13 protein-coding genes are annotated in these 19,945 nt (G+C 64.1%); 3 read left to right on the top strand and 10 right to left on the bottom strand.

Translation table 11 applies throughout. The annotated features are described in order from the left end of the window. Window positions 1–2 precede the first annotated feature (2 nt). Window positions 3–413, bottom strand: a complete 411-nt coding sequence (locus tag AYB31_RS14525) for a VOC family protein (RefSeq protein ID WP_068829409.1) — start codon at window positions 411–413, stop codon at window positions 3–5. A gap of 26 nt (window positions 414–439) precedes the next feature. Continuing rightward, a complete protein-coding gene (locus tag AYB31_RS14520; protein ID WP_068829408.1) occupies window positions 440–1,114 on the bottom strand; it encodes a class I SAM-dependent methyltransferase in 675 nt (224 codons plus the stop codon). A 90-nt stretch (window positions 1,115–1,204) separates the two neighbouring features. On the opposite strand from AYB31_RS14520, the gene AYB31_RS14515 reads away from it, so the two are divergent. Then, complete coding sequence (locus tag AYB31_RS14515; RefSeq protein ID WP_068829407.1) at window positions 1,205–4,315, top strand: transglycosylase domain-containing protein; 3,111 nt, start codon at window positions 1,205–1,207, stop codon at window positions 4,313–4,315. 228 nt (window positions 4,316–4,543) lie between these two features. Here the strand turns inward: AYB31_RS14515 and grxD are convergent, their stop codons facing one another. After that, entirely contained in the window at window positions 4,544–4,873 is a 330-nt protein-coding gene (gene grxD, locus AYB31_RS14510) for a Grx4 family monothiol glutaredoxin (RefSeq protein ID WP_068829406.1), read from the bottom strand. 346 nt (window positions 4,874–5,219) lie between these two features. On the opposite strand from grxD, the gene AYB31_RS14505 reads away from it, so the two are divergent. Beyond that, a complete protein-coding gene (locus tag AYB31_RS14505) occupies window positions 5,220–6,122 on the top strand; it encodes an acyltransferase (protein ID WP_068829405.1) in 903 nt (300 codons plus the stop codon). Window positions 6,123–6,223: 101 nt separating this feature from the next. On the opposite strand, the gene AYB31_RS14500 is transcribed toward AYB31_RS14505, so the two are convergent. The 5 genes from AYB31_RS14500 to AYB31_RS14480 all read right to left on the bottom strand — a co-directional run bounded on the left by AYB31_RS14500 (window position 6,224) and on the right by AYB31_RS14480 (window position 14,781). Next, complete coding sequence (locus tag AYB31_RS14500; RefSeq protein WP_068829404.1) at window positions 6,224–8,365, bottom strand: putative bifunctional diguanylate cyclase/phosphodiesterase; 2,142 nt, start codon at window positions 8,363–8,365, stop codon at window positions 6,224–6,226. Between the two features lie 26 nt (window positions 8,366–8,391). Beyond that, on the bottom strand, window positions 8,392–12,153 hold the full coding sequence (locus tag AYB31_RS14495) for a CHASE domain-containing protein (RefSeq protein WP_068829403.1): 3,762 nt from the start codon (window positions 12,151–12,153) through the stop codon (window positions 8,392–8,394). 178 nt (window positions 12,154–12,331) lie between these two features. Next, window positions 12,332–13,018: an OmpA family protein gene (locus AYB31_RS14490; RefSeq protein ID WP_068829402.1), complete on the bottom strand. Its 687-nt coding sequence runs from the start codon at window positions 13,016–13,018 to the stop codon at window positions 12,332–12,334. A 78-nt stretch (window positions 13,019–13,096) separates the two neighbouring features. Then, window positions 13,097–13,741: an MBL fold metallo-hydrolase gene (locus AYB31_RS14485; protein WP_068829401.1), complete on the bottom strand. Its 645-nt coding sequence runs from the start codon at window positions 13,739–13,741 to the stop codon at window positions 13,097–13,099. Then, a complete protein-coding gene (locus AYB31_RS14480; RefSeq protein WP_068829400.1) occupies window positions 13,738–14,781 on the bottom strand; it encodes an AraC family transcriptional regulator in 1,044 nt (347 codons plus the stop codon). Before AYB31_RS14480 ends, AYB31_RS14485 begins: the two co-directional genes overlap by 4 nt. Before the next feature lie 109 nt (window positions 14,782–14,890). Here AYB31_RS14480 and AYB31_RS14475 point away from each other — a divergent pair, with 109 nt between their 5' ends. Continuing rightward, window positions 14,891–15,724 (top strand): metal-dependent hydrolase, encoded by an 834-nt coding sequence (locus AYB31_RS14475; RefSeq protein WP_068829399.1) that lies wholly within the window; start codon window positions 14,891–14,893, stop codon window positions 15,722–15,724. On the opposite strand, the gene AYB31_RS14470 is transcribed toward AYB31_RS14475, so the two are convergent. Together AYB31_RS14470 and AYB31_RS14465 are read right to left on the bottom strand one after the other, a co-directional pair. Further along, window positions 15,717–18,440, bottom strand: coding sequence for a LuxR C-terminal-related transcriptional regulator (locus tag AYB31_RS14470; RefSeq protein WP_068829398.1), 2,724 nt, complete (start codon window positions 18,438–18,440; stop codon window positions 15,717–15,719). The two genes, AYB31_RS14475 and AYB31_RS14470, sit on opposite strands and share 8 nt — an antisense overlap. A gap of 131 nt (window positions 18,441–18,571) precedes the next feature. Next, a complete protein-coding gene (locus AYB31_RS14465; RefSeq protein WP_068829480.1) occupies window positions 18,572–19,939 on the bottom strand; it encodes a DUF1329 domain-containing protein in 1,368 nt (455 codons plus the stop codon). Between the last annotated feature and the right edge of the window lie 6 nt (window positions 19,940–19,945).

Raw genomic sequence — 19,945 nt, 5'->3', positions numbered from 1 at the left:
CACTACTCCGCCCAGGGGTCGTAGCTGCCCACGCTCCATAACTGGCCTTGCGGGTCCCGGCAGGTGAAGCCGCGGCCGCCGTACTCCTCGTCCTTGATCGGAATGAGGATCTCGCCGCCGGCGCGCTGCACCCGGACGTAGGCCGCGTCGACATCCTCCATTACCAGGTAGATGCCCTGGGTATTGCCGCCCACCGGGCCCGGCTCACGCAAGTGCCGGCCGTACTCGCCATCCTGTAGCGAACCGAGCATCAGCATGCCGCCGCCATGCACCAGTTGCGCATGCTGGATGCTGCCGTCAGGCCCCGGCACGCGCAGCTGTTCGCGCAGCTCGAACACCTCGCACAGCCAGGCGATGGCCATGGCGGCGTCGCGATACAGCACGCAGGGAATCAGGGTGGAACGCGGGTCCATGGCGATATCTCCGAAGTGATCGCGGCTCAACCCGATTCAGGGCGGGCAAGCTCCAGCAACAGTGAAGCAGGTATCCCGCTGCGCGGATGCGGCGGTTCGCTCCGGGCGACGAGCTGCCAGCCTGCCGCCGCGACCAGCGCCAGCCAGGACTCCAGGGTACGGAAGTACCAGGGCATCGGCTCGGCAAACCCCGCGCCCATGCTGGTGAAATGCTCCAGGCGCCAGCCATCGCGATAGTCCTGCTCGCCACAGGCACTGCGTGGGTGCAGGGTCTGGATCAGCAGACGGCCGCCGGGCTGCAGCAGATCATGCCAACCGTGCAGCAGAGGCTGCAGTTGTTCTTCCAGCAGGGCGAAGTTGCACAGCAGCAGATCGAAACGCCCCAGGTGCGCAGCGCACAGATCCGCATGACGGCAAACGTGAAACTGCCCGCCACCGGCAAGCCGCGCGGCATCGATCAGCAGCGGCTGTGCATCCACCCCCACCATCTGCACGCCGTGCGCGCTCAGGGCCCGGCACAGCCAGCCCTCACCGCAACCGATATCCAGCGCCCGCTGCGGGTGCAGGGCCAGCGCCGCATCGAGCATGGCGGCATCGGTGACCAGGCGCCGGCTATCGATGCGCTGCTCGCGCACCACGTCTATCCAGCCCCTGGCATTGGTCTGCCAACTGTGCAGCAGGCGCCGTTCGCTCTCGTTCATCGTCCCCTCGGCAATATTTCGTTCGCGGCTGTGGGTCGCCAACTAAGCTTGGACCAAGGGGACCCGTAGCAGATAGCAGGCCAGTCGATCATGGGCTCATTGTGGCAGTCGGAGGCACCAGACACGACGCTTCTCGCAAGCGCCACGGAGGCGCTGTTAGCGCCCCCACCGCCACCGCGCCGGCAACGCCTGAAACAGTTCATCTGGCTGGTGGTGTTGTGCATGCTGCTGGTTGTCGGGGCGTTGGGTTACCAGGAATTCACCACGTCCCAGTGGCAGGCCCGCGAATTCAGCCGCTACGCCGCCAAGCTCGACTACCAGCTGCAAGCCGGGCCCAGCACCGCCATCATCTATCCCCGCGCAGGGCCCTTCGACAAGCGTCTCGGCTATGTGGGCTTGCCCGAGCTGCTGGAGCGCCTGCGCGAACGACATTTCCTGATCAGCGCCCAGGCGCGCTTCTCGCCCGCCCTGCTCGACTACAGCCAGCGCGGTTTCTTCCCGCCCTATGCGGAGAAGGTCCAGGCCGGCCTGAGCATCAGCGACTGTCGCGGCGAGCCGTTGTACCTCTTCCACTATCCGCAGCAGCTGTACGCCGGCTTCGCCGACATTCCGCCGCTGGTGGTCGACAGCCTGCTGTTCATCGAAAACCGCCACCTGCTCGATGCCGACCAGCCGCTGGCCAATCCGGCGGTGGACTGGCCGCGCTTCGCCAAGGCGGCACTGTCGCAGCTGGGCAAGAACTTCGCCCTGCAGGATCAGTCGGCCGGCGGCAGCACCCTGGCCACCCAGCTGGAGAAATACCGCCACTCGCCGGACGGCCTGACCCTGGAACCGATGGACAAGCTGCGGCAGATGATTTCCGCCAGCCTGCGCACCTATCGCCAGGGTCCGCAAACCCTCGCCGCACGCCAGGCGGTGGTGCGCGACTACCTGAACAGCGTGCCGCTCTCCGCCGCGCCCGGGCACGGCGAAGTGCATGGTCTGGCCGACGGCCTAAGGGTGTGGTTCGGCAGCGACTTTGCCCGCACCAACGCCCTGCTCGATAGCAACAGCGGCGTGCTGGCCAGTCGCGCCGAACGCGGCCAGGCGCTGCGCCAGGTACTGGCCCTGATGATCGCCCAGCGCCGCCCCTCCTATTACCTGGCCCAGGGGCGCAAGGAGCTGGAAAGCCTGACCGACAGCCATATCCGCGTGCTGGCCGACGCTGGCGTGATCGACTGGCCGCTGCGCGATGCGGCCCTGGCGCAGAGGCTGCACTTCCGTGACCTGGCGCAGCACCCGGCGATCCAGCCAGTGCAGGGCAACAAGGGCATCAACGTGGCGCGCTCGCGCCTGAGCAGCCTGCTCAACCTGCCGCTGTACGATCTCGACCGCCTGGACCTGGCCACCACCAGCACGCTCAACGCCGAGTTGCAGCAGAGCGTCAGCGCCTACCTGAGACGTCTGGCCGACCCCGAGTTCGCCGGCGAGATCGGTCTGTACGGCGAACGCCTGCTATCGCCGGAAAAAACCGCCGAGGTGCGCTACAGCTTCACTCTGTTCGAGCGCGGCCTGGATGGCGCCCGCGTGCGGGTACAGACCGACAGCACCGACCAGCCGTTCGACATCAACGAAGGCAGCAAGCTGGAACTGGGCTCCACCGCCAAGCTGCGGGTGCTGACCACCTATCTGCAGATAATCGCCGAGCTGCATCAACGCTACGCCGGGCAGGCGCCGCAAGCGCTGCGCCAGGTCGAGGTCAATCGCCAGGATCACCTCAGCCGCTGGGTCCTGGACCAGTTGATCGCCCGGCCCGAACTGAGCCTGAGCGAGCTGCTCGATGCGGCGCTGGAGCGCAAGTATTCGGCCAGCCCCTACGAGACCTTCTTCACCGGTGGCGGCGCGCACACCTTCAGCAACTTCAAGCGCGAGGACAATGCGCGCATTCCCACGCTGCGCGACGCCCTGCGCGAATCGATCAACCTGCCCTTCATCCGTCTGCTACGCGACCTGGTGCGTTACAGCACCTACAACGGCGCCAACAACAGTGCCGAGTTGCTCAAGGACGACAAGCACCCGCAGCGCGCCGACTACCTACGACGCTTCGCCGACCGCGAGGGGACGACCTTTCTCCTGCGGTTCTGGCGCAAGTACCAGGGCAAGAGTGCCCAGGAACGTCTCGATACCTTCCTCGACGGCCTGCGTCCCACCGCCGTGCGCCTGGCCGCCGTGCACCGCTACCTGATGCCGCAAGTGGACGAAGCCACCTTCGCCGCCTTCCTCAGGGCCCACGCCCCACAGGAAAAACTCAGCGACAAGAAGATCCAGCGCCTCTATCTGGACTACGGCCCCGGCGCCTGGAGCCTGCCCGACCAGGGCTACATCGCCCGCGTACACCCGCTGGAGCTGTGGTTGCTGGGCTACCTGATCGAGCAACCGCAGGCCAGCTTCCGCGATGCGGTGGCCGCCAGCGCCGAGCAGCGCCAGGAGGTCTATGGCTGGCTGTTCAAGACCCGCCACCGCAGCGCTCGCGACAGCCGCATCCGCACCCTGCTGGAGGTCGAAGCCTTCCTCGATATCCATGAGCGCTGGCAGCGCCTGGGCTACCCCTTCGATCACCTGGTGCCGTCCCTGGCCACCGCCATCGGCAGCTCCGGCGATCGCCCGGCGGCGCTGGCGGAGCTGATGGGCATCATCCTCAACGACGGCATTCGCCAGCCCAGCGTGCGCATCGACAGCCTGCACTTCGCCGCCGACACCCCCTACGAGACCCTGCTGCGCCATGACGCCCTGCGCGGCGAACGAGTGATGCCTTCGGAAGTCGCCGCCGCGCTGCGCGGTGCCCTGTCCCAGGTAGTCGAAGCCGGCACCGCACGGCGCCTGTCCGGCAGTTTCCAGACCGCCGATGGCACCGCCCTGATGCTCGGCGGCAAGACCGGCACCGGCGACAACCGCATCGAGAACGTCGGCCGCGGCGGCCAGGTGCTCAGCTCAAGGGCGGTCAACCGCACTGCCACCTTCGTCTTCTACCTGGGGCCACGGCATTTCGGCACCCTCACCGCCTTCGTCCCCGGCCAGGCAGCGGACAAGTTCCGCTTCACCTCGGCACTCCCGGTACAGGTGCTCAAGGGCATGGCACCGCTGCTCAGCCCTTATCTGGCCGCCGGCGAGCGCACCGGCTGCAGCCTGCCACCAGATCCGGTGCAGGCGCGTCTGAACTGAGCGAACCACCTATGCGGGAGCCCTTGGTGGGAGCGGCTTCAGCCTCGATGCTCTTCCGCCAAGCAATCTGCAGCCCCAGCGCGACTGCTAACCCCGCGCTCACTCTGTAGGAGGGGCCTTGGCCGCGACGCTGCCGCGCGGCCCCTGTCGCAAGCCGCTCCAACAAGAACGTGCACAAACAAAAAAGCCGATGCAAAGGCATCGGCTTTTCGGGCGGAGCACCAGGGCTTATTCGGCCTTGGCTTTCTCGGCGGCTTCCTTGATAAGGGTCTGCAATTCACCCTTCTCGAACATCTCGGTCAGGATATCGCTGCCACCGACCAGCTCACCACCGACCCACAGCTGCGGGAAGGTCGGCCAGTTGGCGTACTTGGGCAGGTTGGCGCGGATTTCCGGGTTCTGCAGGATGTCCACATAGGCGAACTTCTCGCCACAGGCCATCACCACCTGCGCGGCACGGGACGAAAAGCCGCACTGCGGGGCATTCGGCGAGCCTTTCATGTACAGCAGAATGGTGTTGTTGGCGATCTGCTCTTTGATGGTATCGATAATATCCACGACTCACCTCATCTCAACTTTCCCCGGTTTCGGCCGGGCGCGGTGCGGCGATTGTAACCGAAAAACCTAGCAGCGGGCTCGGGGATAGGGTCACAGCCAGGAGGGTTACGATTGTTTACCCCTCCTAAATGGGCAACGAGCTATGCCTCGCCGCTCGTCATCCTGAGCTAGAATCCGCCGCGTCCGGCACCCGCAGGCTGCATGACCAGATGGTCGGTCATGGCACTTGCCGTTCAGTGTACAAGCGTTAACCTTTGCGCCGGAGCGACTTGCCGCAGGGAGTGCTGCAGGTTTCCGACCCAACGGGGCGAAGAACAAGCCCCCTGACCTGGAGCCTTCCGAGCCCATGCTGCACTTTCTGCCTGCCGCCTTGCGCGGCGTCATCAGCGCCCTGCTGCTGGCCCTCAATACCCTGATCTGCTGCTGGCCGCTCTTTGCCACATCCCTGCTCAAGCTGCTGCTGCCGATTCCCGCGGTACAACGCGGGCTGCGCTTCGTCATGCATGGCATCGCCGAGGCCTGGATCGACGTCAACAAATTCTGGATGAACCTGGTGCGCCGTACCCGCTGGAACGTCGAGGGCATCCAGGACATGGACATGCGCCACTCCTACCTGGTGACCAGCAACCACCAGAGCTGGGCCGACATCCTGGTGCTGCAATACCTGCTCAACCGGCGCATGCCGCTGCTCAAGTTCTTCCTCAAGCAGGAGCTGATCTGGGTGCCGGTGATCGGCCTGTGCTGGTGGGCCCTCGAATTCCCCTTCATGAAGCGCTACAGCAAGGAATACCTGGCCAAGTACCCGGAGAAGCGCGGCCAGGACCTGGCTACCACGCGCAAGGCCTGCGCACGCTACAAGAGCAACCCGGTTTCGGTTTTCAACTTCCTCGAAGGCACCCGCCTCACCCCGCAGAAGCATGCCCAGCAGCAGTCCCCCTTCCAGTACCTGCTCAAGCCCAAGGCCGGCGGTATCGCCTTCGTGCTGGATGCCATGGGCGAGCAGCTGGATGCCCTGGTCAACGTCACCATCCACTACCCCGGTGGCACTCCGGGTTTTTGGGACCTGCTCTGCGGGCGCCTCGGCGAGGTGGTAGTGCGCTTCGAGAAGATGACCATCCCCACCGACTTCATCGGCAGGAACTACGACCAGGACGAGCAGTACCGCCTGCAGTTCCAGCAGTGGGTCAACCAGCTGTGGCAAGCCAAGGATGCCCAACTGGCCGAACTGCACCGCCAGTTCCCAGGCTGATCCGACGCCGAACGCCGAGTCTGGCTGGCGTCAGCCCTGCCCTCTGCGTTCGACAGTGCCCTGCTCCACCTTGCCGCGACGAGATGGCAGCGAGGCCAAGGCTAGAACAACTTATCCGGCCGCCAGTTGGCCCAATCCAGCTGCGCCGGGAAGGCACTGGCCTGCTCCAGCGGCAACCCCGGCGCCACCAGAAAACCCTGCATGGTGGTGCAGCGATGAGCCATCAACCAGTCACGCTGTTCCAGGGTTTCCACGCCTTCGGCAATCACCTCCAGACCGAGGTGATGGCCGAGGTCGATGATGGTGCTGACGATGGCCGCATCCTTGCGCGACTCCAGCATGTTGGAGATGAACAGCCGGTCGATCTTCAAGGTATCCAGCTCGAAGTGACGTAGATAGGCCAGCGACGAATAGCCGGTGCCGAAGTCGTCGATGGCGATGCGCACGCCTAGCTCGCGCAGCTGCTGCAGCTGCTCACGGGTGGTGTCGAGGTCCTGCATCAGTGCGCTCTCGGTCACCTCCACCTCCAGTTGCGAGGGTTTGAGCTGGTGCATGTCCAGTAGCCGGCGCAGATCCTCCACCAGTTTGGGCATGCCGAACTGCACCGGACTGACATTGAGGCTGAGCAGCAGGTTCTCGCCAAACTGCGTTTGCCAGGCCCGGCACTGGCTGATGCCCTGATTGAAGATCCAGGCGCCCACGCGATTGATCAGCCGGGTTTCCTCCAGCAGCGGTATGAACACCCCCGGCGAAATGGTCCCCGCGACCCGGTGCTCCCAGCGCAACAATGCTTCGAAGCCGCGCAGGCGACCGCTGGCCAGGTCGATCTGCGGCTGGTAGACCAGCACGAAGTCGTCCTGCTCGATGGCCGTGCGCAGGCTCTCTTCGAGCATCAGCCGCGAACGGGCACGGCCGTTCATTTCCGGCGAGAAGAAGCGGTACTGCTGGCGCCCTGCGCGCTTGGCCTCGTACATGGCCATATCCGCCGAGCGCAGCAGGCCGTCCACCGTCTGCCCGCACTCCGGGTAGCAGGCAATGCCGATGCTGGCGCCCAGGGTGAACTCGACCCCGTCCAGCTCATAGCGGACCGAGACCAGTTCGATCAGTTTTTCCGCCACCCGCGCAGCATCTTCGGGGTGGTCGAGGGAGTCGAGCAAGGCGGTGAACTCATCGCCGCCCATGCGTGCCAGGATGTCATAGGGGCGCAGGCAGGTTTTCAGTTGCTCGGCGATCTGACGCAGTACCTGATCGCCAGCGGCATGCCCAAGGGAATCGTTGACCCGCTTGAAGCCATCCAGATCGAGGTAAAGCACGGCCATGCGCTTGCCGCTGCGGTCGATACGCGACAATGCCGTCTCCAGCGACTGGTGAAAGCCGCGGCGGTTGTACAGGCCGGTCAGCGCATCGGTGATCGCCTGCGACTCCAGCTGGGCATGCAGGTTGCTCACCACCGACATGTCCAGGGCGATCAGCACCATGGAGTTCTGGTACTGCGGCAGCGGTGAGCAGGACAGCGCCACCGGCAGGTAGCCACCGTCCAGGGTCGCCAGCACGGCATCGTGTACCCGGTAGGTCTGGCCCGAGCGCCAGCTGCGGTAGAACTCGCTCTCACGCCAGTCCCCAGGCATTTCCGGGCGTTTCAGGTACGACAGCAGGCGGCTGTCCTGCAGGTCGGCCACCTCGCCGCGCAGCATCTGCGCCATGGCCGGGTTGGCGAAGCGGATCACGCCGTCCTGGTCGATCACCAGAATGCCTTCCGAGGCGTTGTCCAGCACCGAGGCGTTGAAGGCCCGTTCGCTATCCAGTTGCTGGCTAAGCTGCTGCAGCTCGTGACGATGACGCTCCTGCTCCAGCAACGCGCCGATCTTGTGCTTGAGCACCTTGGGGTCGAAGGGTTTGAGGATGAAGTCCACCGCGCCGATCGCATAGCCCTGCAATACCGACTCCTCGGTATGGGCAATGGCGGAGAGGAAGATGATCGGCGTGTAACGGGTATGCGGGCTGCCGCGCATCAGGCGGGCTACCTCGAAGCCGTCCATCCTCGGCATCTGCACATCGAGCAGGACCAGGCCGACGTCTTCATCCATCAGGCAGCGCAAAGCGTCCTCGCCACTGTTGACGGTGCGCACATCCCAGTCGCCATCGCCGAGCAGCGCCTCCATAGCGACCAGATTCTCTTCGCGGTCATCCACCACCAGCAGTACCTGCTGGTCATTCACGCTTTCAAGATGCATCTGCCGCATATCCCGTCTCCCTTTGCCAGGCGCGCTCATCCACGTACCTGGCGGCCAGTTTGTTGTGGCGCCGCACACAGCCAACGATGCAACATCTCCAGCAGGTCCTGGCGCGCGACCGGCTTGGCCAGATAATCATCGGCGCCAGCGGTAATGCACTTCTCCCGATCCCCCTTCATGGCGTGGGCGGTCAGCGCAATCACGGGAATCCGACACCCTCGCTCGCCCTTGAGAATCCGTGTGGCGGTATAGCCGTCCATGTTGGGCATGGCCATGTCCATCAGGATCAGGTCCAGGGGTTCGCGGGCGAACAGTTCCAGCGCCTCGATGCCATCCTTGGCCGGCACCACGGCGAGGCCGATCTCATCCAGCAGCGCAGTCATCGCGTAGATATTGCGGATATCGTCATCCACCAGCAGCACCCGTTTGCCAGCCAGGCCAGGGCCCTCGGCCTGGGGTTCCTGCATGCTCGTCAGGAACCCCTGCAGGGCGGCGCTGAGCTGGCTCATATCGTCGCCACTCTTGCGCACCACCAGGGCGGAATAGCGACGCAGACGCTGCAGATCCTGGCGGGTGATATCCACGCCGGTGTTGATCACCACCTGGCAGCCCTGCAGCGAGCGCAGGCGGTGCAGGCTGTCGAGCAGTTCGAAACCATCCTGATCGGGCAGATCGAGGTCGATCACCAGGGCGTCGAACTCCTGCTGCGCATAGGCCTGATGCGCCTGCTCGGCGCTGTCGGCAGTGCGCACCACGAAACCCATCTGCTGCAAATGCTCGCGGTAATGGTCGCGCTCAACCTCGACGTCCTCCACCAGCAGCAAGGTGCCGGCCACGGCATCTGCAGGCGCCACGATGTCGTGGAACACCTGTTCGAGCGCCTCTCGACCGATGGGTTTGACCAGGTAGCGGGTGCCGTCGTCCTGCCAGTCCTGAGGTTGCGGTACACAGGAGAGGATGTGCACCGGCACGCCACGGTGCTGCACCAGGCTGCGCAGACGTCGGTAGATCTGCCAGCCACTGATGTCCGGCAGCAGGATGTCGAGAATCACCGCAACGAAACGCTCGCTCTGTAGCAGGGCGATGGCCTGTTTGCCATTGCGGCAAAGCACATAGGAGAAACCATGGGCCTGGGCCGACTCGGCGATTACCGCGGAAAAGTTGGCGTCATCCTCGACGATCAGTACCGTCGGCCCGCTGCCGCTGCGTTGCGGCGAGCTGGTCAGGCGTTCGTCATCCGGTACCTGCTGCATGAGGGCCAGCACAGGCAGGCGCACGATGAAGCGCGAGCCCTGCCCGGGCGCGCTCTCCAGGGATATCTGCCCGCCCAGCACTTCGGTCAGCTGACGGGTAATGGCCAGGCCCAGACCAGTGCCGCCGAAACGGCGACTGGTGGAGCCGTCGATCTGCTGGAAGGCCTGGAAGATGCGTTGATGTTGTTCGGGATCGATGCCGATACCGCTGTCGCGCACCACGAACTGCAGGGTTTCACGTTCATCGTCGAGCGAAACGGCCGAGCGACTTATCGCCAGCTCCACCTCGCCATGTTCGGTGAACTTGAGGGCGTTGGACAGCAGGTTGCGCAGGATCTGCTGCAAGCGCCCACGGTCGCTGTGGATCACCCGCGGCACACCGGGTTCGAGCTGGGTGATCAGACGCAGGCCCTTGATCTCGGCCATCGGCCGCAGGCTGGAATCCAGCTCCACCAGCAGGTCGTGGATATTCACCGGCTCCAGCTTGAGCTGCACGCGGCCGGCCTCGATCTTGGCCAGATCGAGCACATCGTTGATCAGTTGCAGCAGGTCGTTACCGGCCTTGTAGACAATATCGGCATGCTTGACCTGTTTTTCGCTGAGGTTGCCGGCGACGTTGTGCCTGAGCTGCTCGCTGAGGATCAGGATGCTGTTTAGAGGCGTGCGCAGCTCGTGCGACATGTTGGCGAGGAACTCGGACTTGTAGCGGTTGGCCAGCGCCAGTTGTTCGGCCTGTTCGCGCAGACGTTGCTCGGCGGCACGGCGCTCGCTGATGTCGATGATCACGGCCTGCACCAGCAGGTCGTCGCCGCTGCGCAATGGTGACAGGCCCACCTCCAGGGGAATCAGGCTGCCGTCGCGGTGCTGGCCGAACAGCTCGCGGTTGCCGCCCATGCGCCGTGGCGATGGGTCTTTGAGGAAGATTTCCCGTAACCCAGGGTGATGGGCCCGCACCGGTTCAGGCAAGAGCATTTCCACGGGTTCACCGAGCATCTCCTCCCGGCTGTAGCCGAACATCTGCTCGGTCTGACGGTTGACCATGGTCAGGCGACCGTTGCCGTCGACCAGCACTATGGCGTTGGGCGAGGCCTCCACCACCAGGCGGAAGCGCTCCTCGGCCGCCTTGCGCTCGCTGATATCGATGATGACCGCCTGCACCAGCAGCTCGTCGCCGTTGCGCAGCGGCGACAGGCCGACCTCCAGAGGGATCATGCGGCCATCGCGATGCTGCCCGAACAACTCGCGGTTGCCACCCATGCGGCGGTGCTCGGGTGCCTTGTAGAAGGCTTTGCGCATGTCGACATGACCATGGCGCAGGCTCTCCGGCAGTAACCGCTCCACCGGCTGGCCCAGCAGCTCGGCACGCGGGTAGCCGAACATCTGTTCGGTCTGCTGATTGACCATGGCGATGCGCCCATCACTGTCGACCAGCACCATGGCATTGGGCGAGGCCTCCACCACCAGGCGGAAGCGCCCCTCGCTTTCGCGTATCAGCTGGCTGCGCCGCTCGCTGTCGGCCAAGGCACGCTCACGCAGGTAGAGGAAGCCGCCAACCAGCAGCGACAGCAGCAAGGAGGCCAGCAGGCCGCTACCCAGGCTGACCGGCAGACTGTTGTCACGCACCGTGGCCTCGTACGCCGGCGTGCTGGTCACACGCAACAGCCACTCGCGGCCATAGATATCCAGAGCTCGCTGAATGGCAAAACGTGGCGACTGGACCTTCTCAGCGCTGCGCTGCACCAGGGGCTGGTCAGCGGCCGCAGGGTCGATCAGCTCGATCCGGTACAGCTCACTGCCACTGCCGAGGATGCCCCGCATCAGGTCCTTCATACGAAACGAGCCGGAAACCATGCCCAGCAGCGCCTCCCGGCGCTCCTCGGTCGTACTCAGCGGCACGTTCTGTCGATACACGGGCAAGTACAACAGCACGCCGGCCTGCACATCCTTGTCGGCCTCCTGTTTGAGGCGCAGCGGGCCGGTCAGCACGGCTTCACCGCTGTCACGAGCCTGATTGATGGCCGCTCGGCGCGTCGCTTCGCTGTACATGTCGAAACCCACCACCCGACGGTTGCGCCAGTCCAGCGGATGTACGAAATCGGCGACCAGATAGGCATCACGCTCGCCGGCCGGGTAAATCTGAAAGTCCGCACGCCCTTGGGCATGTACGCTTTCGAGAAAGGCCGGGAGCGCGTCGGCCTGCAGATAGCGCGCCCAGCTCAGGGCCTGCACGCCGGGGTAACGCTCCTGTAGCTGCAGTTGATCGGTGGCACGCTGCCACTCGTCATGGGAGACGTTGTCGCTACCGGCCAGCAGGCCGGACATACCGCGCAGAACCATCTCGTAGGTACGCATGCGCTCGCGCACGCTGAACTCGACACCGTCCACCGCCAGGGAAAACCGCTGCTCCTGGGTCAAGCTATTGCTGCCGGCGAGGGTCTGCCACTGCCACAACACCAGGCTACTGAGACCGGCCAACAGCAACAGGCTGACCAGCAGTGGCACCCAGGGCTTACGAGGGTTTGGCGCGTTTGCGGCTTCGTCCATGAATGCTCCTGATCCAGTCACGGCACGCCTGGATTGGCCAAGGCGCACCTGTCTCCGCGCGGTTGCCCACACGGCCTGCTGAGAGTGTAGTCAGGAATTTTCAGTCGACCCCGGTGCCGGAATTCACCCCGCCATAAAAGCAAAAGGCCCCTTGCGGGGCCTTTGTTCGTAGCAGCGATCAGTACTGCGCGCCGGGCAGCGGACGCAGGGTGACTTCCACTCGACGGTTCTGCGCGCGGCCATCGGCCGTGGCATTGCTGGCAATCGGCTGGTCAGGGCCGGCGCCGCGAGTGCTCAGGCGCGAGGAGTCCACGCCCTGGGCCATCAGATAGTTGGCCACGCTCTGCGCACGGCGCTGCGACAGGCTCATGTTGTAGGCATGGTTACCGGTGCTGTCGGTGTGACCAACAATTTCGACACTGTTCTGGTTGTACTGGCGGAAGGAGGACGCCAGGTTGTTCAGCGGGCTGTAGAAGCTGCTGGCTATGTCTGCCGAGTCGGTGGCGAAGGTGATGTTGCCGGGCATGATCAACTGGATAGTATCGCCCTGGCGCTGCACCTCGACCCCGGTGCCCTGCATGCTGCGCCGCAGCTCTTCTTCCTGTTTGTCGACGTAGTAGCCGTAACCGGCACCAGCAGCACCGGCGACCGCAGCCCCGATCAGCGCGCCCTTGCCACGGTTGTCGTGGTTGATCGCTGCCCCAGCAACGGCACCGGCCAGGGCACCCAGGCCGCCGTACTTGGCAGTCTTGCTCATGCCGCCGCTCTGGCCACCAGACTGGGCGTCATAGGGGTTCTGCGAGGCACAGCCTGTCACCAAGGCTACCAGTACTGCGGCAAGGGTCAGGCGTGAAGTGTTGAACATCTTGTAGGCTCCTGAAACAGAGGTTGAGCGCCGGTCATGCCAGCTGAAACTTAGAGCAGAGGGCACAGGAAAGATTCCTCAGCCCCGCACAAAGGGATTCTCGCGCATCTCGTCACCCAGGCGGGTATCAGGGCCATGACCTGTGACCACCGTAGCATCCTCGTCGAGGGTGTACAGGCGCTTGATCGAACGCACGATAGTGGCCTGATCGCCGCCCCACAGGTCAGTACGGCCGATACCGCGACGAAACAGGGTGTCGCCGGCAATCAGCAGCTTGGCCTGGGGGAACCAGAAACTGGTGGAGCCCGGCGTATGTCCCGGCGTGTGTAACGCCACACCGCAGCCACAGGCCAACTCCTCGTCGTCGGCCAGCCACTGATCCGGCGCTGGCACCGGCGTGTAAGGCACGCCGAACATGCGGCACTGCATCTCCAGGTTGTCCCAGAGGAACTGGTCGTCCTTGTGCAGGTGCAGGGTGGCGCCGGTCTTCTCCTTCATCTGCCCGGAGGCAAGAAAGTGATCCAGATGGGCGTGGGTGTGGATGATGCTCACGACCTTGAGGCCGTGGGCTTCGAGGCGCGCCATGATCAGTTCGGGATTGCCGCCCGGGTCGACGACTATGGCCTTCTTGCTGAGCGGGTCGCCGATGATGGTGCAGTTGCACTGCAAGGGGCCGACCGGGAAGGTTTCGCGAATCAGGCTGGGCTGGGCGGTTTCGCTCATTGGATGATCCTCGTCGCGGGCACAGGGGCGGCACGATAATCGCTCGGCACCCTGCCCGTCCATTTGCGGAACGCCCGGCGAAAGTTGGACGGGTCGCTGAACCCCAGCAGATGGGCGATTTCGAATAGCGGCAGGTGGGTGGTGCCGAGGTATTGCAGGGCCAGGCTGCGGCGTACCTCGTCCAGTACCTGTTGATAGCTGGTACCGCTGGCCGCCAGATGGCGACGCAGGCTGCGATCGCTGGTGTGCAGCGCTCGGGCTGCACTGGCCAGGTCGGGAAAGTCGCCGGGGCGCGCCAGCAGCAGGCGACGCACCCGGCTGAGCAGGCCTTCCTGCAGGTCCAGGCTGGCCAGCAGCGCCTCACACTGCTGCTCGCACATCTGCATGGTGGCCGGGTTGGCCAGCGCCATGGGGTGGGCAAGGTAGGTCCGTGGCAGACGAAACCAGTGCCAGGGCTGGTCGAAGCGGGCCACCACGCCGAACGCCTGCTCATAACGCCCGGCGTGTTCCGGCTCGGAGTAGGCGAAACCAACCTCGACTCCGCGCGGCGGCTCGCCCAGAAGAAACTCGGCAATGCTGTACAGACTGCCGAACAGGCCTTCGGCCGCAAAGCGAGCGAGGGCGCCGAGCGAGATCGACTCACGGGCACGCAATTCGAGGCTGTCTTCCTGCTCCACCAACTGCAGCTCGAAAGTCAGGCCGAGGACCCGGTAATAACGCAAGGCGAAGTGAATGGCCTTGCCCAGGTCTGCGCTGGAGAGCAAGGCGTAGCCGAGAATGCCATGGGCCGAGGCATTGAGCCGCAACCCCAGCAACAGCCCTAGCGCCGGCTCATCGCACAGGGTCAGGGCACTGCTGGCGAGCAGATGGAAATCCCCCAAGGCCAGACGCCCGGTCGGGTTATGCAACACCTCGGCACGCAGTCCGGCATTGGCCAGCAACCTGTCGCGACTCACTCCACGCTCCTCGGCCAGTTGCAGCAAAGCCTCGGCATAGGCTTGCGGCGCCAGCTCGGCGGTAAGAATCGAAGATCTGCTCATGTCATGCGCTGGCCGGATATGACCTGAATATTGGCTGAAGATAACCTTGTCCGTAAAAAGCCGGCAAGACCATAGTCCAGGCAAAGCATAACAACGACCGGGAGGCCGCATGCCCAGCACGACCCCGCAGGACTTGCAGATCAAGCCACGTCAGCCGGAGTTCAGCCTGCCCTCGCCCTGGGCTCGGCACTGGCACGGCGACAATGCCTTCAAGAGCCACTTCTTCGACGCCATGTCGCTGCTATTCCCCGATGGCGAACGCTTTTTCATCGACTCGGTACGCGCCTATCGCGATCAGGTAACCGATCCGCAGCAACAGGCGCAGATTCGCGGCTTTATCGGCCAAGAAGCCCACCACAGTCGCGAGCACGAACATTACAGCGACGCCCTGCGCGCCAGCGGTTACGACCTCGATTACCTGGAGCGCCGCCTGAAGCAGCGTCTGGCCTTCGTGCGCAAGCACCTGCCGCCCAAGGTGCACCTGGCAGCCACGGTGGCCGTGGAACACCTGACTGCGATCATGGCCGACGCCATTCTGCAGAACCCGGCCTGGCTGACCGGTGCCGACCCGCAGATGGCCCGCCTGTGGCGCTGGCATGCCCTGGAGGAAAGCGAGCACAAGGCGGTGGCCTTCGACCTGTACCAGCAGGTCTGCGGCGATGTCTGGCTGCGCCGCAGAGCAATGCTGCAAAGCACCTTCTTCTTCAGCCTGGATACCTTCAAAGGATTGGTGCACATGCTGCGCCGCGACGGCCAGCTGTGGCGCTGGCGCACCTGGAGCGACGGCCTGGCCTGGCTGTGGGGCAGTCGTGGAATCCTGCGGCCGCTGGTGAAGGTCTACTGCGACTTCTATCGCGCCGACTTCCATCCCTGGCAACACGACAACCTGCAGCTGATCCACTCCACCCGTCGTGAATTCGACCAGCCGGCAGAGGTCAGCTGAGCAGGCCCAGGCTCTTGGCCCGCGCCACTGCCTGCGTGCGGCGCTCCACGCCGAGCTTGCCGTTGATATGGCGGGCATGGGTCTTGACCGTGTGCAGGGAGATGAACAGCTTGTCGCTGATTTCCTGGTTGGAGCAGCCCAGGGCGATCAAGCGCAGTACCGCCAGCTCGCGACTGCTCAGGGACTCGGTGAGCCCGGTCAACGGCGCGGTCACCTCGACATCCTGAGGCAGTTGCTCACGCAGTGCCTCGGTGAGCGCCGTGCGTGGCGCGCTCAGCAGTTGTTCACGTAACCAGGCGGGTTGATGCATCAGCAACTCGTGGAATGGCAGCAGAGCACCGCCTGCCGCCGCCTCGAAGGCCGCATGCAGCTGGATTTGCGCCTCACGCTCGCGACCGGCGGCATACAGCAGCAGACTCAACTGTACCTGGGCGAAGCCGCCCAGCAGCTGCCCACCCTGGGCCTGGGCACGCAGGATCAGGGCACGCAGGCGTCGTTCGGCGGCCTCGCTTTCACCCTGACGACGTTCCAGAGCGGCACGCTGCAACTCGATATGCAATGACAGCTGCGGATGGAATTCCGGCGCTGTCGCCGGCTGCTCGCCACCATAGGTGTCGGCCAGGCGCTGCAACCAGGCATTGGCCAGCTCGGTCTGGCCCTGGCCAAGCCAAAGCTCGCACTTGGTCAGGGTAATCATCGACAGGTAGTAGACCGGCGGCACGTCCCAGATATGCATCAGCCGCTCGGCTTCAGCCAACAATGCGAATGCTTCATTGAGGCGCCCGGCACGTCCTTCCTGACTGGCCAGCAAGCAGTAGCCAACCAGCAGACTGATATCGCGGCAGCTGCGGGCCTCGGCGATACCGGCCTGCAGACGCTTGCGTGCCTCCTGCGGATGCAGACGCAGGGCCAGCAGGAAGCCCTCGTAGAGCACCAGGCGTGCCCGCACCGCGTAGACCCGTTGCGCAGGCAGAGTTCGCAGGCGCTCCAATCCGGCCTGCACCTCCTCCTGGGCACGCAGTATTTCGCCGCGCACCAGCAGCACACGGCCACGATCGTAGTGACAGAAAGACTCGAACAATGGATTGGCCTGGCGCTGGGCCAATTCCAGCGCTTCACGATTGAGCCCGCGTGCGCGCCACAAGTCGCCGCGTACCATCGCCAGATTGGCCAGGGTAGACAGGCACAGCAGACGCGAGCCGTAGTGCTCGCTCGGCATCGCCGCCAGCGCCTCGCCGCAATAGGCCTCCGCTCGCGCGCTATCGCCACGGCCGCGGGCAATCACACCGCTGACCGACAACCACTGGGCCAGCAGGGACTGCTGTTCAGCCTGAGTCGGCGCTGGCAGGAAGCGCGCCAGCTGATTGGCCAGGTCCTCCGCCGCATCCAGCTGGCAGGCCAGAGCCAGGGCCCAGCTGTACAGCAGAATCAGCCGCGGCGTGCTGCTCAGCAGACTGTCCGGAAGGTCCATCTTCCAGCGCAGCAGCAGCGCCACGTTCTGCTCGGCCAGCAGGTGCTCCTCGGAAAAGTTCTGCACCAGACTGGCGGCCACATCCGGCTGACCGGCACGCAACGCCTGCTCTACCGCCTCGTCTAACAGCCCCTGTTCGCTGAACCAACGACAAGCGCGCAGATGCAAGCGTGACGCCGGTTGCGACAGACGAGCGGGTGAGCTGGCACGTAACAGGTCGGAGAACAGATGGTGGTAACGAAACCAGCGGCCCTGCTCGTCGAGCGGGACCAGGAATACCTGGTGGGCCTGCAGATGCTGAAGCACGGCAGCGCTGTCATGACTGTCGCGCAAGGCGTCGCACAGCTCGGCGCAGAAGCGTTCCTGACAGGCGGTCTCGTAGAGAAAGGCCTGCAGCTCCTCCGGCTGACGCTCAATCACCTCCTCCAGCAGATAGTCGCGAATCATGCCCTGAGCACCATGCAGGTTGCCCTCACCCGCCCCCTCTGCAGCGGTCAGCAGCCACAGGCGCAAACCAGCGACCCAGCCTTCGCTGCGCTCCAGCAGGTTGTCCAGTATTTCATCGGGAAGATCGGCGCCCTGGGCCTCCAGCAGCTCGCGGGTTTCCTCGGCGCTCAACCGCAGATCCTGTTCCTGCAATTCGAGCAACTGCCGCGACAGGCGCAGGCGCGCCAGATGCCAGTCCGGCCGTTGCCGACTGGTGACCAGCACCAGCATGCCCGTGGGTAGATGGTTGAGGAAAAACTGTAGGCAGCGATCCAACACCGCGCCTTGGGCCAGGTGATAGTCGTCCAGCACCACGAGTAATGGCCGTTCGGGGTCGAGGCGCTCATTCAGCTCATCGAGCACGACGCCGAGCCACTCCTCGAAAGCGAAAGGCTGATGGCGCTGCCGCATCTTGAGCATGCCCATGGCCTCTTCACCGAGCCTCGGGAAGTGCTCGCGCAGGCCTTCGAGCAGGCGTTCGAGAAAGCGCCCAGGGTCACAGTCGCGGCGGCTCAAGCCCAGCCAGAGGCTCTGCCAATGCTCAGGCAGGCGCTCGCAGAACTCCACTGCCAATGAGCTCTTGCCAAAACCAGCTGGGGCACTGATCAACAGCAAGCGCCCAGACATGCCTTCTTCCAGACGCGCGCACAGACGTGGCCTGCAGACATGGCCGACAGGCAGGGGCGGACGATAGAAGCGAGCGTCGCCGGATGAGCCGGGACTTGCGGGGAACTGGGATGAGCGAGAGAGATCGGTCACAAGCAGGAGGAGTCTTCGACGGGTGCGAAATGATCGCAGCCTATCCCCTCGTCACCATTAAAAGAAGCCCACCAGGCCTGCGGAAACAAAAAAGCCGGCACAAGGCCGGCTTCTTCGTGGTGACGCAGAGCTTAGCGAACGCCAGCCTGACGCAGAGCGGCAGGGGTGTAGTCGCTGGTCGAGGCCTTGTAGTTGAAGTCGTAGGACTGCTTCTCCTCGTTTTTCAGGCCCAAAGTGAGGTAGCGACCAGAGATGATGTCGTACAGAGTCTCGGCGGTGTACCACGGCACTTGCTTGTCGTAGTAGTACTGCGAGTGAGCCTCAGCGACACGCCACAGGGAACCACGACCGTCATAGTGGTCGATAACCGCGGCTTGCCAGGTATCCTCATCGATGAACACATCACGCTTGGCATAGATGTGACGCTCGCCGGCTTTCAGGGTACCGGTCACGTGCCACACACGGTGCAGCTCGTAGCGGGTGAAGTCCGGATTCAGGTGGCCTGCCTTGATGATGTCGGCGTACTTGGCCTTCGGCGAGTCCATACGGTAGGAGTTATACGGGATGTAGATCTCCTTCTTGCCGTTCAACTTCCAGTCATAGCGGTCAGGTGCACCGTTATACATGTCGAAGTTGTCGGAAGTCCGCAGGCCGTCGGCAGCAGTACCCGGACCATCGTAGGAAACCTGCGGCGCACGACGCACGCGGCGCTGACCGGCGTTGTACAGCCAGGCCAGGCGCGGCTCCTTCACCTGGTTCAGGGTTTCGTGAACCAGCAGAACGTTACCGGCCAGACGCGCCGGAGCAGTCACACGCTGCTTGAAGTAGAACAGGATGTTGCCAGCCTTGCCCGGATCGTAGTCGGTCAGGTTGGTCGGGAAGGTGAACTCGTCCTGGAAGTACACCAGGCTGTAGGAGCCATTAGCCTGCGGCGTGGCCTGGGTGACCAGGCGACGCACGCTACCACCGCGATAGCGAGTGATCTGGTTCCAGATCGCCTCAAGACCGTTCTGCGGCATCGGGAACGGGTTGGCGGTCTTGAAATCCTCTAGACCGTTACCGCCCTCGACCAGCTTGGTGTGAGTAGCGTTGTACTTGGTGTCATCCAGTACGTTCTGCGGAAGGCTGGCCGAACGATGGGTGGTGTACACCGGCATCTTGAAGCTGTCCGGGTAACGCTTGAACATCGCCTGCTGACCTGGGGTCAGCTTGTCCTTGTACTGGTCGACGTTCTGCGCGGTGATGGTGAACAGCGGCTGCTCGCTCGGGAATGGGTCAGACAGGAAACCACGGTCATCCGCAGTTCCCGCATTCTTCGGCAGGCCACCGGTCCACTCTGGGATGGAGCCATCGGCGTTACCGGCCTTCTCTGCACCGACCGGAGTCAGGCTGGTGCCCAGCTTTGCAGCCTCATCGGCGGAAACGGCTGCCATGACGCTGGTGGCCAGCATGGACAGCGCTAGCACACCCGATTGCAACAATGCTTTTTTAGCTTTCATCTGCAT

Origin of the sequence: Pseudomonas sp. BMS12, assembly GCF_001592875.1 — a bacterium.
GTDB lineage: Bacteria > Pseudomonadota > Gammaproteobacteria > Pseudomonadales > Pseudomonadaceae > Aquipseudomonas.
This window is presented reverse-complemented; position numbering and strand designations above follow the sequence as displayed.